The 15,652-nt window shown below is 61.9% G+C and carries 14 protein-coding genes and 1 pseudogene; 5 read left to right on the forward strand and 10 right to left on the reverse strand.

Annotation, left to right across the window (positions count from 1 at the left end):
- Window positions 1-134, reverse strand: a pseudogene (locus PG879_RS14160) (IS5/IS1182 family transposase); the annotation flags it as partial.
- A 245-nt stretch (window positions 135-379) separates the two neighbouring features.
- Between PG879_RS14160 and PG879_RS14165 the strand changes: the two are divergent.
- Both PG879_RS14165 and PG879_RS14170 read left to right on the forward strand, forming a co-directional pair.
- Window positions 380-1,369, forward strand: coding sequence for a luciferase-like monooxygenase (locus PG879_RS14165; RefSeq protein ID WP_210601815.1), 990 nt, complete (start codon window positions 380-382; stop codon window positions 1,367-1,369).
- Between the two features lie 233 nt (window positions 1,370-1,602).
- On the forward strand, window positions 1,603-2,103 hold the full coding sequence (locus PG879_RS14170; protein ID WP_206865755.1) for a 2TM domain-containing protein: 501 nt from the start codon (window positions 1,603-1,605) through the stop codon (window positions 2,101-2,103).
- Window positions 2,104-2,255: 152 nt separating this feature from the next.
- On the opposite strand, the gene PG879_RS14175 is transcribed toward PG879_RS14170, so the two are convergent.
- From PG879_RS14175 to lptD, 6 genes are read right to left on the reverse strand one after another with little or no spacing between them, the layout of a single operon-like run.
- On the reverse strand, window positions 2,256-3,077 hold the full coding sequence (locus PG879_RS14175; RefSeq protein ID WP_210601814.1) for a symmetrical bis(5'-nucleosyl)-tetraphosphatase: 822 nt from the start codon (window positions 3,075-3,077) through the stop codon (window positions 2,256-2,258).
- Between the two features lie 6 nt (window positions 3,078-3,083).
- Window positions 3,084-3,446: a Co2+/Mg2+ efflux protein ApaG gene (gene apaG / locus PG879_RS14180; RefSeq protein WP_010673206.1), complete on the reverse strand. Its 363-nt coding sequence runs from the start codon at window positions 3,444-3,446 to the stop codon at window positions 3,084-3,086.
- 4 nt (window positions 3,447-3,450) lie between these two features.
- Complete coding sequence (rsmA, locus tag PG879_RS14185; protein ID WP_010673207.1) at window positions 3,451-4,263, reverse strand: 16S rRNA (adenine(1518)-N(6)/adenine(1519)-N(6))-dimethyltransferase RsmA; 813 nt, start codon at window positions 4,261-4,263, stop codon at window positions 3,451-3,453.
- Complete coding sequence (pdxA, locus tag PG879_RS14190) at window positions 4,253-5,299, reverse strand: 4-hydroxythreonine-4-phosphate dehydrogenase PdxA (protein WP_246875544.1); 1,047 nt, start codon at window positions 5,297-5,299, stop codon at window positions 4,253-4,255. The genes rsmA and pdxA overlap by 11 nt, the downstream gene beginning before the upstream one ends.
- On the reverse strand, window positions 5,299-6,591 hold the full coding sequence (gene surA, locus PG879_RS14195) for a peptidylprolyl isomerase SurA (RefSeq protein ID WP_010673209.1): 1,293 nt from the start codon (window positions 6,589-6,591) through the stop codon (window positions 5,299-5,301). The genes pdxA and surA overlap by 1 nt, the downstream gene beginning before the upstream one ends.
- A 30-nt stretch (window positions 6,592-6,621) precedes the next feature.
- The gene (gene lptD, locus PG879_RS14200; RefSeq protein WP_039040025.1) at window positions 6,622-9,054 is read right to left on the reverse strand and encodes an LPS assembly protein LptD; all 2,433 of its coding nucleotides are present in this window, start codon (window positions 9,052-9,054) and stop codon (window positions 6,622-6,624) included.
- Between the two features lie 174 nt (window positions 9,055-9,228).
- Between lptD and PG879_RS14205 the strand changes: the two genes are divergently transcribed.
- Genes PG879_RS14205 through djlA form a run of 3 tightly spaced genes read left to right on the forward strand, consistent with a single transcriptional unit; the run spans window position 9,229 to window position 11,748 of the window.
- Window positions 9,229-10,239, forward strand: a complete 1,011-nt coding sequence (locus PG879_RS14205; protein ID WP_052816415.1) for an aminoglycoside phosphotransferase family protein — start codon at window positions 9,229-9,231, stop codon at window positions 10,237-10,239.
- On the forward strand, window positions 10,236-10,904 hold the full coding sequence (gene murU, locus PG879_RS14210; protein WP_201996042.1) for an N-acetylmuramate alpha-1-phosphate uridylyltransferase MurU: 669 nt from the start codon (window positions 10,236-10,238) through the stop codon (window positions 10,902-10,904). Before PG879_RS14205 ends, murU begins: the two co-directional genes overlap by 4 nt.
- A gap of 19 nt (window positions 10,905-10,923) precedes the next feature.
- Window positions 10,924-11,748 carry a co-chaperone DjlA gene (gene djlA / locus PG879_RS14215; protein WP_069784555.1) on the forward strand — a complete coding sequence of 275 codons (825 nt, stop codon included), beginning with the start codon at window positions 10,924-10,926 and terminating at the stop codon, window positions 11,746-11,748.
- An 84-nt stretch (window positions 11,749-11,832) separates the two neighbouring features.
- Here the strand turns inward: djlA and PG879_RS14220 are convergent, their stop codons facing one another.
- From PG879_RS14220 to ettA, 3 genes are all read right to left on the reverse strand, one after another.
- Window positions 11,833-13,188 (reverse strand): NCS2 family permease, encoded by a 1,356-nt coding sequence (locus PG879_RS14220; RefSeq protein ID WP_104454691.1) that lies wholly within the window; start codon window positions 13,186-13,188, stop codon window positions 11,833-11,835.
- Between the two features lie 255 nt (window positions 13,189-13,443).
- Complete coding sequence (locus tag PG879_RS14225; protein ID WP_270830346.1) at window positions 13,444-13,773, reverse strand: hypothetical protein; 330 nt, start codon at window positions 13,771-13,773, stop codon at window positions 13,444-13,446.
- Window positions 13,774-13,884: 111 nt separating this feature from the next.
- The gene (gene ettA / locus PG879_RS14230; RefSeq protein WP_010673216.1) at window positions 13,885-15,552 is read right to left on the reverse strand and encodes an energy-dependent translational throttle protein EttA; all 1,668 of its coding nucleotides are present in this window, start codon (window positions 15,550-15,552) and stop codon (window positions 13,885-13,887) included.
- Between the last annotated feature and the right edge of the window lie 100 nt (window positions 15,553-15,652).

Here is a 15,652-nt window from a genome sequence, read left to right on the forward strand (position 1 = left end):
TAAAACGGCTCGATGACTTCCACCATGTTTTGCCATGGCAGAATCTGCTCCATGCGGGACAAGAAAATCTCTTTTCTAGTCTGACGGCGCTTACTGCTGAATTCACTGTCGGCGAAGGTGAGCTGATGACTCATAATGAACCCTTTTTCATGGCTCCAGATGACAAACATGATCTCATATCAGGGACTTGTTCGCACCTTCCCTAACAGTGTGCTTGCTGGATGACAAAAAGCCTAGGACTCGATCTTGCGCTCTTCAGCCCCAAATCAACAGCCGGCCTTCACGCTGCGTCCTTGCCCCTGTGGTGAGATGATTCGTTCAGATATCTCGTGCTACATTGCTCCCCTGATAAACGCCCTGTGAACCAATGGAGTGTCCCATGTCTGTCGTCCCCTATTCCGTGCTGGATCTGGTGCCCGTTCCCGAAGGTGGTCTGCCGGCCGAGTCGTTTCGCCACTCGCTGGATCTGGCTCGCCATGCGGAGCGCTGGGGTTACCATCGCTACTGGCTGGCGGAGCACCACAACATGCCGGGCATTGCCAGCGCCGCCACAGCGGTGCTGATTGGCCACCTGGCCGGGGGCACCACGACGTTGCGGCTCGGGGCTGGCGGCATCATGTTGCCGAACCACTCCCCCCTGGTCATTGCGGAGCAGTTCGGTACGCTAAGTTCCCTCTATCCGGATCGCATCGATCTCGGCCTGGGCCGCGCCCCTGGCAGCGATCAGCGCACCATGCAGGCGCTGCGCCGCCAGCGCAGCGGCGAGGTGGATGATTTCCCGGCGGATGTACGCGAACTGATGAGTTATTTTGGCGACGAGGTCGGTGCCGTGCAGGCGGTGCCGGGTCAGGGACTCCATGTGCCCATCTGGCTGCTGGGCTCCAGCCTCTACAGTGCCCAACTGGCTGCGGCCATGGGGTTACCGTTCGGCTTTGCCTCCCACTTCGCTCCCGCCATGTTGCTGCAGGCGCTGGAGATCTACCGTACCCAATACCGCCCCTCTGCCCGCTGGCCCAAACCCCATGCAGTGGTGTGCGTGAATCTGATCGCCGCCGACACCGACCGTGAGGCCCGCTTCCTGTTCACCACCCTGCAGCAGCAGTTCCTGCGTCTTTACCGGGGGGATGCCGGCAAGCTGCCACTGCCGGTGCAGACGCTGGGGGATGAGTGGTCTCCCCGCGAATTGATGGCGATGGAGCAGACCCTGGCTCGCTCCCTGGTGGGGGAGCCGGATCGGGTACGCCACGGCCTCAAGGCCCTGCTGGCCGAGACCGGTGCCGACGAGCTGATGTTCAACGGCCCCATCGTCGATCACCAGGCGAGGCTGCGCTCCTTTGAAATTGCCGCCGAGCTGATGCAGGCGCTATAAGCTCGACTCCCCGAAGAGCAGGGCGCTATCTTGCTAGAAGCGCCTCTGTCGCCCTGCTGTCAGGTCATCGAGAGGGGGCGTTGTGGGGAGGAAAGATGGGGTTTTTGCCCTCTCTATTTTATCTAATGCACTGAATTAAAAGGAAAGTCAGGTTGGTGTCAGGCTGCTGTCGTGTCGCATGCCACCCTCCGGCCCCTATGCTGGCCCCGTCAATCAACCACAAGGAGTTCGAGATGATCGTCAGGAAGTTGAGATTGCAGCGGGGCTGGTCACAGGAGCAGTTGGCCGCCTTTACCGGCCTGAGCGTTCGCACCATTCAGCGGATCGAGCAGGGTCAGCAGCCCGGACTGGAATCCCTCAAGGCCCTGGCCGCCGTCTTTGAGCTCGAGGTGGCGCAACTTGACGGTACAAGCCAACAGGAGCATGAGATGAGAGGGAGTGACACGATGGAACGGGATCCGATTCGGGTATCGGTAGAGGAGCGGGCCGCCATGCGTTATGTGGAGGGGCTCAAGGGCTTCTATTACCACATCGCCAGCTACCTGCTGGTAATATGCGGGCTGTTTGTCATCAACTACCTGAGCAACCCGGGCTATATCTGGGCCTGGTGGCCGGCACTGGGCTGGGGGTTGGGGCTGATCTCCCATGCCATCAACCTGTTCCAGCCCTTCAAGCTGTTCGGCCCCGAGTGGGAGCGACAGCAGATCGAGAAACGACTGGGACGCAAGCTCTAGGGTGAGCTGTGCACCATAAAAAACGGGCCCGGCAATACCGGGCCCGTTTTGTTTTATTGTCTGCAGCTACTTGGCGTTGGCGGGACTGTGAGTGACGATCAGGGCATCATCTTCATGGCACCACAGGGTTGCTCAGATTCAGCCGCTTATCGTCACTTGGCGTAGGTAGGGCAGGGGGTCGCGATCAGGGCATCATCTTCATAGCGCCACAGGGTGAGGCTGTTGCCCCAGACGCACCCGGTGTCGAGTCCCTTGATATCGGATTTGCCGGTGTTGCCCATCAGGGCCGCCCAGTGGCCGAAGACCAGAATGGGGTCATCCACATGGTGCTCGCGCTGCTCGAACCAGGGGCGCAGGCCCGGGGTCGATTCGGTGGGGCCCTTCTTGCATTTGAAGTCGAGGCGCCCGTCGAAGTAGCAAAAGCGCATCCGGGTGAAGCTGTTGATGATGTAGCGGTAACGCTCTATGCCTAGCAGGTTGTCGTTCCAGCTGTCGGGCTGATCGCCATACATGTTGTGCAGCAGCCAGCTGTACTGATCCCCGCGCAGCAGGCTCTCCACCTCCCGGGCACAACTGCGGGCGGTGTGGGCGTCCCATGCGGGGGAGAGGCCCGCATGCACCATCATGATGGGCAGGTCGGGGTGTTCTGCCAGCAGGGGACGGTGACGCAGCCACTCCAGCAGCTCGTCCCGATCCGGGGCCTCCATCAGCGCCTGCAGCTTGTCTTTCTTCTTGAGCGGGGCGACCCCGTGGGCTACCGCCAGCAGATGCAGGTCGTGGTTGCCGAGCACGGTGACGGCCTGCTGCCCCAGTGATTTGACGAAACGCAGGGTGTTGAGGGAGTCCGGCCCCCGGGCGACGAGATCGCCGCACAGCCAGAGCGTGTCGTTATCGAAGTCGAACTCGGCAAGATCCAGCAGACGGCGCAAATCGTCGTAGCAGCCCTGGATATCACCGACGAAACAGTTCGCCATGAAACCTCAGTTGATTATGTTGGGGACGGCCAGCGTGAAGGGGGCGATGGGGGCTTCGAATTGTTGCCCCGATTCATCCTGCAGGATGTAGCTGCCTTCCATCACGCCAAGCGGTGTGGCTAGGGGAACGCCACTCTGGTAGGAAAAGGTCTCGCCGGGGGCGATCAGGGGTTGTTCACCGACCACGCCGGGACCTTCCACTTCCAGCATCTTGCCATTGGCATCCGTAATGAGCCAGCGTCGATGCAGCAGTTGCACCGTGCCCGGACCCAGGTTCTCAATCTCGATGCGATAGAGAAAATGGTAGGGATCTGCGGTTCCCGCCACATAGCTGGGGTGGGGGCGGACCACTATCCGGGCTTGGGTCATGGGATCAGGCCTGTTGCTGGTCGGCCAGCCAGTTGGCGATCGTGACGAACTGCTCGAGGGAGAGATTCTCCGGGCGCAGGTTGCCATCGATGCCAAGCTCGGTCAGCTGGGCGTCGGTGATGAAGTTGGAGAAGCTGTTGCGAATGGTCTTGCGACGCTGGCCGAAGCCTTCGGTGCAGACCCGGTTCAGGCAACGAATGTCTTTCGCGACGATAGTCGGGTTCTTGTGCGGGATCAGACGCACCACGGCGGAATCCACCTTCGGCGCCGGCTTGAAGGCGCCCGGGCCCACTTCCAGCACCGGCACTACCTGACAGTAGTACTGGGTCATCACGCTCAGACGGCCATAGGCCTTGCTGCCCGGGCCGGCGGCCAGACGCAGCACCACTTCCTTTTGCAGCATGAAGTGCATGTCCTCCACCCGGTCGGCAAATTCGCACAGGTGGAAGATGAGCGGGGTGGAGATGTTGTAGGGCAGGTTGCCGAAGATGCGCAGCGGCCCCTTGCCTTCCCCCATCAGGGTGCTGAAGTCAAAGCGCATGGCATCGGCTTCGATGACGGTCAGCTTCTCTTTCAGGGTGGGGTGTTCGCGCAGACGTGCGGCAAGATCCCGGTCCAGCTCGACCACGGTCATCTTGTCCATCTGGGCGGCGACCGGCTCGGTGAGCGCGGCCAGACCCGGGCCAATCTCCACCAGATTCTGACCCGGTTGCGGGTTGATGGCGGCCACTATCTGGTCGATCACATACCGGTCGTGCAAGAAGTTCTGACCGAAACGCTTACGGGCCGTGTGGCCCATGTGCACCTTACTGCTCATATCTTTTTTTCTCTACCATCTGGATGGCGTGGTTGATCGCGGTGGTGAGGCTGCCGGGGTCTGCCAGGTTCTTGCCTGCCAGATCCAGCGCGGTGCCGTGGTCCACCGAGGTACGGATGAAGGGAAGTCCGAGGGTGATGTTGACCGAGTTGCCAAAGCCCTTGTACTTGAGCACGGGCAGCCCCTGATCGTGGTACATGGCGAGTACCGCATCCGCATCCTTGAGGTATTTGTCCTGGAACAGGGTATCGGCCGGCAGCGGGCCGACCAGATCGATCCCTTCCTGGCGCAGGGCGGCCAGGGCGGGTTCGATGACATCGATCTCTTCACGGCCCAGATGACCCCCTTCCCCGGCATGGGGATTGAGGCCGCAGACATAGATCCGGGGCTGTTCGATGCCGAATTTGCGCTTGAGATCCGCATTCAGGATGCGGATCACCTTGCCAAGGCGATCCTCGGTGATGGCCTTGGCCACATAGGCAAGGGGAATATGGGTGGTCGCGAGGGCCACTCTCAGCCCTTCGGTGGCCAGCAGCATCACCACATCGGCGGTGTCGGACTGCTGGGCGAAGAACTCGGTGTGACCGCTGAACGAGACGCCCGCCTGGTTGATGATCCCCTTGTGCACCGGCCCGGTCACCACGGCGGCAAATTCGCCGCTCAGGTTGCCGTCGCAGGCGCGCTGCAAGGTAGCCAGCACATAGGCGCCGTTGCCCTCATCCAGCTTGCCTGGCACCACGGGGGCGCCGAGCGGCACGGGGCAGACGGTCAGAGTCCCCGCCCGCTGCGGACGAGTGGGGGCGCTTTCGTCATAGGGTTCAAGCTCGACGGGCAGCCCCAGCAGGGCGGCCCGTTCGCGCAGCAGGGCGGGATCGACGATCACCACCAGCTGATGGGGCCAATCCTGCTGGGCAATCTGCAGGACCAGATCCGGACCGATCCCGGCCGGTTCACCCGGGGTGATGGCAAGCCGGTGGCAGCTCTGTTGTGCCTCGGTGTGCCCTGGATGCGCCTTGATCATCTGCGTGTCGCCCATCAATTGGGTTCGATCTGGATGTAGGCTTCGTCGCGCAGCTCATCCAGCCAGGCCTGGGACTCTTCGGCGAAGCGGCGGTTGAAGATGAGCTGGTAGGCGCGTTGCTCCTGGGCCTTGCCGGTGGCGTCCTGGCTGCGGCGATCCTCGAGCTGCACGATGTGCCAGCCGTGGCTGGTGCGGAAGGGTTCGCTGATCTGGCCCGGTTGCAGGCGACCCAGCATGTCGCGGAATTCCGGCACATAGACGTTGGGATCAGACCAGCCCAGCTCGCCACCCTGCACCGCAGAGCCCGGATCCTCGGAGTATTTCTCTGCCATGCTGGCAAAGCTGGCCTTGCCGCTCTTGATGTCGTGCAGGATGCCGTCCAGGGTGCCCTTGGCCTTCTCCTCGCTCAGGATGATGGAGGGCTTGATCAGGATGTGGCGCGCCTTGACCTCGGTCTGCATGACCTGTTGCTGACCCTTGGTGTCGAAGATCTTGATGATGTGCAGACCGGCGCCGGAGCGCAGCGGGCCGACGATGTCACCCTTGCCGGCCCCTTGCACGGCTTCCGCCATCAGGGTGGGCATCTCCTGCGGGCTCAACCAGCCCCAGTCACCCCCTTCCAGCGCCTTGGGACCGTTACTCTCGGCAATGGCCAGCTTGCGGAAGTCGGCCCCCTCTTTCAGGGACGCCAGAATGCGCTCGATCTTTGCCTTGGCAGCGTTGAGCTGCTCGGCATTCGGGTTGTCCGGCAGCGCGACCTGGATATGGCCGATATGATATGACGTCTGCTGCTGGCCCTGTTTGCTCAGGGCCTCGACCACCTGCTTGACCTCCTGATCGGAGATGTTGATGCGACGGCGGACCTGGCTGCGGCGCACCTCGTTCATCAGGATCTCGCGGCGCACCTCCTCACGGTACTGGGCGTAGGTCAGGCCTTCCCGCTCCAGTTGGGCGCGCAGTTGCTCCAGGTTCATCTTGTTGTCGGCGGCAATGCTCTGGATGGCCTGTTCCAGCTGGGTGTCACTGATCTTGAGCCCCTGGCGCTCCGCCAGTTGCAGTTGCAGGCTCTCCTGGATCAGGCGATCCAGTGCCTGCTTGCGCAGGGTGACGTCATCGGGCAGGGACTGGCCGCTCTCCTGGGCAGAGGCCTTGACCTTTTGCACCAGGGCCTCCTGCTGACTGGCCAGCACCACATCCTTGTTGACCACGGCCAGCACCTTGTCCATCAGCTCGGGGGCGGCGAGTGCACCCTGGCTCATGACTCCGAACAGGCCTGCGGTCAGCAGGGAAATCAACGTCTTCTTCATATCCATCTCTCAAGGCGTTTGCCAGACCGGTTACTGGTCTCGCAGGTTAAACGGACGAATGTAAGGCAGTGCTTCGGTGTCCAGGGAAGTGCCCTTGGAGCCGGTACCCACGCTACCCAATCCTTTCATTTCAAATTGAATGCCGAGGCTGCGCTCGGACGTCGGGGTCAGGTTCACGTTGTCTGGCGTGTTGACCCATTCCAGGTTGAAGTTGATGCTCCAGCAGCAGGAGTCGTATTTCAGACCCACCTTGCGGTCCACTTTGACGTTCTGGTTGAGCTCCTGATAGTAGCCGCCATAAAGGTGCCAGCGATCGTCCAGCGGGGTGGTCAGCAGCAGGCCGATCTGGTTGAGATCCGTCACCTGGCCCTTGTGGTCGAGGTCGTAGTTGGCATCCCGCACGAAGCGGTGGTTCAACTGGCTGATCAACTTTTCGTGACGGTATTCCAGGGCGCTGTTGGCAGAGCTTATCTGGCGCTGTTCCATATCATATTGTGCCCCCGCATGGGCATACCACTGCTCGTTGATCTTGGCGTCACCCTCGAACGACAGCGGGGAGCGGGTATTGGTGCTCAGCTCATCGCTGCTGTAAAGCTTGACCCTGGGCGCCACGAAGTCGAAGGCTTGGGCAACGGCCAACCGGATTCGTTCATCCCCGGCCGGATCATAAATGCGGGTGGTGACCCCCAAGGAGAGCCGGTTTGAGTCGCTGATGCGGTCCAGACCGGCGAAGCGGCGATCGCTGAAGAGGCTGTAGTAGTCCTGGCGCATGGTGGTGGAGTCATAGACACCGATGTTGTCCTGATCCTTGTAGGGCACATAGAGGTACTGGAATTCAGGCTCCAGGGTCTGGTTGGCACCCTCGCCAAACCACTGCTGATCCCGCTCGAAGGTCATGCCGCCCTTGAGACGGAACGAGGGCAGTACCCGGGTGATGGTCCCCTCTTCCAGGGTGACGTCGCCGCCCTCTCTCGGGGTGAAACGATTGGTGAAGGTGCTGCTCATCTGGTCAGGCACCGTCTGGTCGTAACGGGTGTACATCAGCTTGTACTGGCTGTCGAGGAAGTAACCCGCCTCGTCAACGAGGGGGATAGTCAGGGTGGGGGCCGTGTAGACCCGGGTGCCGGTGTAGGCTTCACCCTTGTTCTGCTCGATGGCCTGATCGTTGTTGTAGCCGAAGTTGGTCAGCTCGGTATTCCAGGCCAGATCGTACCAGCTGCCCTGCTGGTAGTAGTTGTGGTTGATGCGCGGCATCAGCTCGTGGGGCTGCTGGGCGCTGGCCAGCAGGATCTGGTAGGTCCGTACCTCGGCATCGAGGTTCCAGTTCTGCTGGTAGTAACCCGCCTTCAGGGATTGCTGCAACTGGTTGTCGACCTGGGTCCCCACCTTGGGGGTGAAGTCGTTGAAGTAGTTGTAGTCCTGGTCCCGTACCTTGGTGTAGTCCACCGACACCCGCATGGCGTTGTCCATGAACATGGAGGTGTGGCGGGCACTGAGCAGGTAACGGTGACCATCAGAGAGATGCTGATTGAGGCTGGCCGTCTCGTCGTACTGCTTGTCGTCCGCCAGGTTCTCGAAGTAGAGGCTCCCCACGTGGGCCGGGTCCGGCATGTAGCGGAACTCGACCTGTTCCATCAGGCCCCGTCTGTCCATGAAGCGGGAGGTGATGGTGGCATCGTAGTTGGGGGCGATGTTCCAGTAGAACGGCTGGGTGATGTCCATACCGTTCTTGGAGCTTTGGGTATAGCCCGGGTAGAGCAGACCGGTCTTGCGCTCATCCTTGATGGGGAAGTTGATATAGGGGAAGTAGAAGACCGGATAGTCATAGAGCCAGAGGCTGGCGTTCCAGGCCTCCCCAAATACCTCGGACTGATCGATGTCGATGCTGCCGGCCTTCAGGGTCCAGGCCTCCTGGCCCGGTGGGCAGGTGGTGTACTGGGCCCCTTCCAGAGTGATGTTCTGGTTGTTGTTGGTCATGGTCACCTTTTCGGCGAAGCCGCGCACCGGTGAGCCATGGACCTGATACTTGCCCTCTTCCAACTCGGAGTTCTTGGTGTCCAGGTTGGATTTCAGGGTTTTGTCGCTGGTGACCGTGATCTGGCCATCGTTGTAATAGATGTTGCCGATGGCGATGACATCCCGGCTCTTCTGGTCGAGCTGGGCATAGTCGGAGTCGAACTTGCGCACGCCCTGGCGCACCTTGACGTCACCCTCGTAGACGGCGGTACCGCCCTGCTTGGCCTCCAGGCGATCGGCATCCACCTCGACGGGCTGGGCATTGGCGTCCTGGTCCGCACTGGGCTTCTCTATCTTGGGAACATAGTCATAGCAGAGGCTGTCGAGGATCCCGGTAGCGGGTGGCGCATTGAGTGGCGCTGCCTGGGCCATGAGCGGGCTCAGGGCAGGAACAAGGCTGATGGTCAGGGCGATGGGACAGGAGTATCCCAGTGTCCATTTTGTCATGTGAAAGGCTCGCGCAATCCGTAGTAAAAACGGTGGATTCAGGGCATGCATTTTATGTCAGGATCCATCGAGTTGACATTGCATGTCATTGCTTTATGTTAGCCGGCAATGATAAAGCATTATTGCGGCCAGGGCTAACAGCCAAGTGCTGCTTTCCAACTTGGTTCCCGACTCATGCACGATCGCGCTTCCCTGCTTTTGCAATGGGCTCGCCGGATTTCCGGTGACGCCAACCTCTCGTTGACGCTTATTTCCGGTGACGCCAGTTTCCGCCGCTACTTCCGGGGCGGCGGTCTGGTGTGGGTGGATGCTAATCCGAAAACCGAAAAAAATCATGAATTCGTTCGCAATGCCACCGCCCTGCACGATGCGGGGCTGCTGGCCCCCGAGGTAAAGGGGGTCGACTACGAGCAGGGATTGCTGGCGGTGACGGACCTGGGGGATACCCAGCTTATCGGCTGCCTGAACGAAGCGAGCGTACTGGCCTGGTATGGCAAGGCCATCGCCCTGCTGCCAAGGCTCGGCACTGTGGCGCTCGAGCTCGAGCCCTTCGATGAGGCCTTCATGGCCCGCGAAAATGCCATCTTCCCCGAGTGGTTGCTGGGACATCACCTACAACTGACCCTGAGCGATGAAGAGCTGCAGTTGCTGGCGGAGACCTTCGCCTGCCTCACGGCGAGCAACCAGGCCCAGCCACAAGGAGTGATGCACCGGGACTTCCACAGCCGCAACCTGATGGTGTGCGGCGGGATGAACCCGAAGGAGAGCGACCTCGCCCTTATCGACTTCCAGGACATGGTCATCGGGCCGCTGAGCTATGACCTAGTTTCCCTGCTCAAAGATTGCTACGTGCGCTGGCCGGACGCGGTGATCGAGCAGGGCATGCGACTTGGCTTCGACACCCTGCAAGGGGCCGGCCTGCTCGGCAATCTGGACTATGCCGCGTTTCGTCGCGCAGCCGATCTCACCGGCATGCAGCGCCATCTCAAGGCGGCGGGTCTCTTCACCCGCCTCTATCACCGCGATGGCAAGGCCGGCTACCTCAAGGACATTCCCCGCACCCTCGGCTATGTGGTCGATGTTTGTCGCAGCCATGGCGCCGCCTATCCGGTGCTGGCCCGCTTCGGCCAGTGGCTGGAGCAGGTGGTGCTGCCCGGATTGGCGCGCACCGGGGTGACACCATGAAGGCGATGATCCTGGCCGCGGGGCGGGGGGAGCGGATGCGCCCGCTCACCGATCTGCTGCCCAAGCCGCTGCTGGCGGCGGGGGGCAAGCCGCTCATCGTGCACCATATCGAAAAACTCAAGGCAGCCGGCGTGACCACACTTGTCATCAACCACGCCTGGCTCGGACACAAGCTGGTGGCGGCACTCGGCGATGGCAGTGCGCTCGGGGTATCCATCCACTGGTCGGCCGAAGAGAGCGCGCTCGAGACCGCCGGCGGCATCGTGCAGGCGCTGCCTCTGCTGGGCAGCGAACCCTTTCTGGTGATCAACGGCGATACCTGGCTCGACCTGGATTATCGCGCTCTGGTGAACCAGCCGCTTGGGGAGGATCTCGCCCACCTCTGGCTGGTGCCCAACCCTCCCCAGCATCCGCAAGGGGACTTCTCCCTGCAAGCGGGTCGGGTGCTGGACACCCCGGCCCTCACCTTCAGCGGCGTCGGCCTCTATCACCCCGCCGCCTTTGCCGGCTTGCCCTGCGGGGTGCGCAAGCTGGCCCCCCTGCTGCGCGACTGGATGGCGCTGGGACGGGTGGGTGGCAGCCTGCTGGCTGGCGAGTGGCGCGACATCGGCACAGTGGATCGGCTGCGCGAGCTGGACGAGCAACTGCTCGCCGGCACCCATTAACATCACGAGGTCTTGAACCATGCGTATTTGGGGCAAGGTGCTTGGCACCTTCTTCGGTTTTCTGCTCGGCAACATCTTCGGTGCCCTGCTGGGCCTGTGGATCGGCCATCGCTTCGATCGGGGCATGGGGATCCGCGGGGCCTTCCAGCGGGCACCCAGCCAGCAGCAACAGGCCGTCTTTTTCCATGCCACCTTCGCCGTCATGGGCCACATCGCCAAGGCGAGCGGCCAGGTCACCGAGCACGAAATACGGGTCGCGTCCAACCTGATGGACAGGATGCGGCTGGCCGGAGAGCAGCGGGTACGGGCTCAGGAGTCGTTCCGCCTTGGCAAGGAGGCGGACTTCCCCCTGCGCGAGACCCTGGCGGAGTTTCGCCAGGCGAGCCTGGGGCAGCGTGACATCCTGCGCTTCTTCCTCGAGGTCCAGCTGCAGGCCGCCTTCGCCGACGGTCAGGTGGAGGCGAACGAGCGGGCCATCCTGCAAACCATCGCCGACGAGCTGGGGTTCAGTCGCATCGAGCTGGCCCGCATTCTGGCCATGGCCGAGGCCCAGATGAACTTCTTCCACCGTCAGCAACAGCAGGGCAGTGGCCAGGGGCAGCAATACCGTCAGGAGCCCCCCTCCCGGGATCGCCTCAAGGATGCCTATCAGTTGCTTGGGGTGAACGAGAGCGACAGCGATCAGGAGATCAAGCGTGCCTATCGCAAGGAGATGAGCAAGCATCACCCTGACAAGCTGGCTGCCAAGGGATTGCCCCCCGAGATGATGGAGATGGCCAAGGAGAAGACCCAGGAGATCCAGCAAGCCTGGGAGTGGATCCGCGAGGCCCGCGGTATTCGCTGAGCCCTGTACCCGCCAAAAAAAATGCCCGTCGATGACGGGCATTTTTGTTTTCAGAGTCTGGTTTTTCTTTTCATGGAAGAAAAATCAGTGGGCATCGACCCAGACAAACTTGAGGACGAAGAGCAGAGCCACCACCAGCACGCAGGGGTTGATCTCGCGCCAGCGGCCGGTGCCCGCCTTCATCACGCAGTAGGAGATGAAGCCCACGGCGATCCCCTCGGTGATGGAGAAGCTGAACGGCATCATCACCGCGGTCATGAAGGCCGGCACCGCTTCGGTCAGGTCTTCCCACTTCACCCGGGTCAGCTCGGAGCACATCAGCACGCCCACGTAGATGAGGGCCCCCGCTGCGGCATACGCCGGCACCATGGCGGCGACCGGAGAGAAGAAGATGGCCAGCAGGAACAGGATGCCCACCACGATGGCGGTCAGGCCGGTGCGACCGCCGACGGCGACGCCGGAGCTGCTCTCGATGTAGGCCGTCACGGACGAGGTCCCCATGAAAGCGCCGCCGACGGAGCTGACGCTATCGACCACCAGGGCCTGCTTCATGCGCGGGAAGTGTCCCTTGTCATCCGCCAGCTTGGCGCGGTTGGTCACGCCGATTAGGGTGCCGGAAGAGTCGAACAGGTTGACCAGCATGAAGGAGAAGATGATCCCGGCGAGGCTGATGTCCAGCGATCCCATCAGATCCAGCTGGCCGAAGACGGGGGTGATGCTCGGCGGTACGGAGACGAAGCCCTTGAAGGTGACGTCGCCGAACAGCCAGCCCAGGGTGGTGGTCACCACGATGGCGATCAACACGGCGGAGTGGACGCCACGGGCGGAGAAGATGCAGATGAGGAAGAATCCCAACAATCCCAGCAGGCAGGGCAGGGAGGTGAGGTTGCCCACGGTCACCATGGTGGCGGGGCTCGCGACCACGATGCCGGCATTGTGCAGGCCGAGCAGGGCGATGAGCAGACCGATGCCGGCGGTGATGCCGACCCGCAGGGTCAGGGGAATGTTGGCGATGAGCCAGTAGCGTACCCGCAGCAGGGTCAGGATCAGCAGGCCCAGCGCACCCCAGAAGATGGTGCCCATGCCGACCTGCCAGGAGTAGCCCATGCCGGCCACCACCACGAAGGCGAAGAAGGCGTTGAGGCCCATGGCGGGAGCCAGGGCGATGGGCAGGTTCGCCAGCAGACCCATCAGGATGCTGCCGATGCCGGCGATGAGGCAGGTGGTAACGAACACGGCCTGGGTGTCCATGCCGGCCGCAGAGAGGATCTGCGGGTTGACGAAGACGATGTAGACCATGGTCAGGAAGGTGGTGATGCCGGCGATCACCTCGGTGCGGGCCGTGGTGCCATGACCGCGCAGGGCAAACAGGCGCTCGAGCAATCCCTGCCCGGCAGCCGGGCTGGCGGTCTGCCCGGTAGCGTGATGTGGTTGATTCATGTTGGATTCCAATGGGTGACGTGAAATAGGCAGCAGGAGGCCCGGCCCATCCATGCGGGGCGACGGACCCTGATTCTGGCGGTGAAGTGACCAGACTCGTCCTGATACCGTGACAGCGCGCACATTTTCACACAGGCGGCCAGGTTTACAAACCCCGGATGTGCGAGGCGGATCAATGAATAGAGTAAAAATTCAAACGTTTTCCCCCGGAGGCAGGAAAAAGGGGACCAATAGAGCCCCGTTTCCACATCGGGATCAACGGTTTTTCTGGTAGCGTTCGATAAGCTGGCTCAGCACGGCATCGCTCTGCTCCAGCAAGGGATCGAGGGCCAACCCCATGCGTTGTAGCAGCAGGGTGGCCTGGGTTTCGCTCAAGGGACGGCCATCGAGGAAGTTGGCCTGCTCGGCCAGTTGCTTGTCATGGCGGGGCAGCAGCACCCAGTGCACTCGTCGGGGTTCGATGGCGGCGAGGATCCGGTTGGCGGCCGCGCAGAAGGTATCGATGTGCTGCTTGCCATCCGGCCCCAGACAGCCGGGTTCGAGCCGGATCTGGATGGTGAGTCTGGTGGTGGAGGCTTGGGTCATGGGTCGCTATCGCTGGGGTAGAGGTGGAGATTGTAAGTCAGAAGAGGCAAAAAAGGGGAGCCCCGGCTCCCCTTGTGACGTCATACCTGGCGGCGCGGCTGTTGCCTCGCCTTACTTGGCAATGCGCTTGTACTTGGCGCGGCGCGGCTGGATAGCCTCGGCACCGTAGGTTTTCTTCTTCCACTCTTCGTATTCGGTGAAGTTGCCTTCAAAGAATTCGATCTTGCCCTCGTCCTGGTAGTCCAGGATGTGGGTGGCGATGCGGTCGAGGAACCAGCGGTCGTGGGAGATGACCATGGCGCAACCCGGGAACTCCAGCAGGGCGTTCTCGAGGGCGCGCAGGGTTTCGATGTCCAGATCGTTGGTCGGTTCATCCAGCAGCAGCACGTTGCCGCCGGTCTGCAGTAGCTTGGCCAGGTGCAGACGGCCACGTTCACCACCGGAGAGCTCGCCGACCCGCTTCTGCTGGTCGGAACCCTTGAAGTTGAAGCGGCCGATGTAGGCGCGGCTCGGGAACTCGTAGTTGCCGATGCGCAGGATGTCCTGGCCGTCGGCGACTTCCTCGAACACCGTCTTCTTGTCGTTCATGCTGTCGCGGAACTGATCCACGGAGGCCAGCACCACGGTGTCACCCAGGGTGATGGAACCGGAATCCGGCTGCTCCTGACCCGACATCATGCGGAACAGGGTCGATTTACCGGCACCGTTCGGACCGATGATGCCGACGATGGCACCCTTCGGAATGGAGAAGGAGAGATCGTCGATCAGCTGGCGGTCGCCATAGGACTTGCAGAGGTTGGCCACCTCCACCACCTTGTCGCCCAGGCGCGGTCCGGGCGGAATGAACAGCTCGTTGGTCTCGTTGCGCTTCTGGTAGTCGTTGGTGTTGAGCTCTTCGAAGCGAGCCATACGAGCCTTGGATTTGGCCTGACGGCCTTTCGGGTTCTGACGAACCCACTCCAGTTCCTTCTCGATGGACTTGCGACGGGCGGCTTCGGAACTCGCTTCCTGGGCCAGACGGGCATCTTTTTGCTCCAGCCAGGAGGAGTAGTTGCCCTCCCAGGGGATGCCTTCGCCGCGGTCCAGCTCCAGGATCCAGCCCGCCACGTTGTCGAGGAAGTAACGGTCGTGGGTGATGGCCACGACGGTGCCTTCGTAGTCGTGCAGGAAGCGCTCCAGCCAGGCCACGGATTCCGCATCCAGGTGGTTGGTCGGCTCGTCCAGCAGCAGCATGTCCGGTTTTTCCAGCAGCAGGCGGCACAGGGCTACCCGGCGGCGCTCACCCCCGGAGAGGTGCTTGATCTGGGCATCCCAGGCCGGCAGGCGCAGGGCGTCGGCCGCACGCTCCAGCTGGTTTTCCATGTTGTGGCCGCCCTGGGCGGCGATGATGGCTTCCAGCTCGCCCTGTTCGCGGGCCAGCTTGTCAAAATCCGCATCCGGGTCGGCGTAGGCTGCATAGACCTCGTCGAGGCGCGCCATGGCGCGTTTGACGTCGCCGACCGCCTCTTCGACCGCTTCGCGTACGGTCTGCTCCGGATCCAGCTTCGGCTCCTGGGGCAGGTAGCCAATCTTGATGCCGGGCTGCGGACGGGCTTCCCCTTCGATCTCGGTGTCGATACCCGCCATGATGCGCAGCAGGGTCGATTTCCCGGCGCCGTTCAGACCCAGCACGCCTATCTTGGCCCCCGGGAAGAAGGAGAGGGATATGTTCTTGAGAATATGACGCTTGGGCGGCACGACCTTGCCAACCCTGTTCATGGTGTAAATAAATTGAGCCATTGGCTAATTCTCTTCCTTTCAGCAGTTTAATGTCTTGGCATTAACAAACTGATGTCGTGGTGGGGCCGGGCCGACGGGCCGTCAACCCGGTTCCAAAAAA

The sequence above is a fragment of the Aeromonas sp. QDB63 genome (genome assembly GCF_027707425.1).
In the GTDB taxonomy this organism is placed as follows: Bacteria; Pseudomonadota; Gammaproteobacteria; order Enterobacterales; family Aeromonadaceae; genus Aeromonas; species Aeromonas caviae.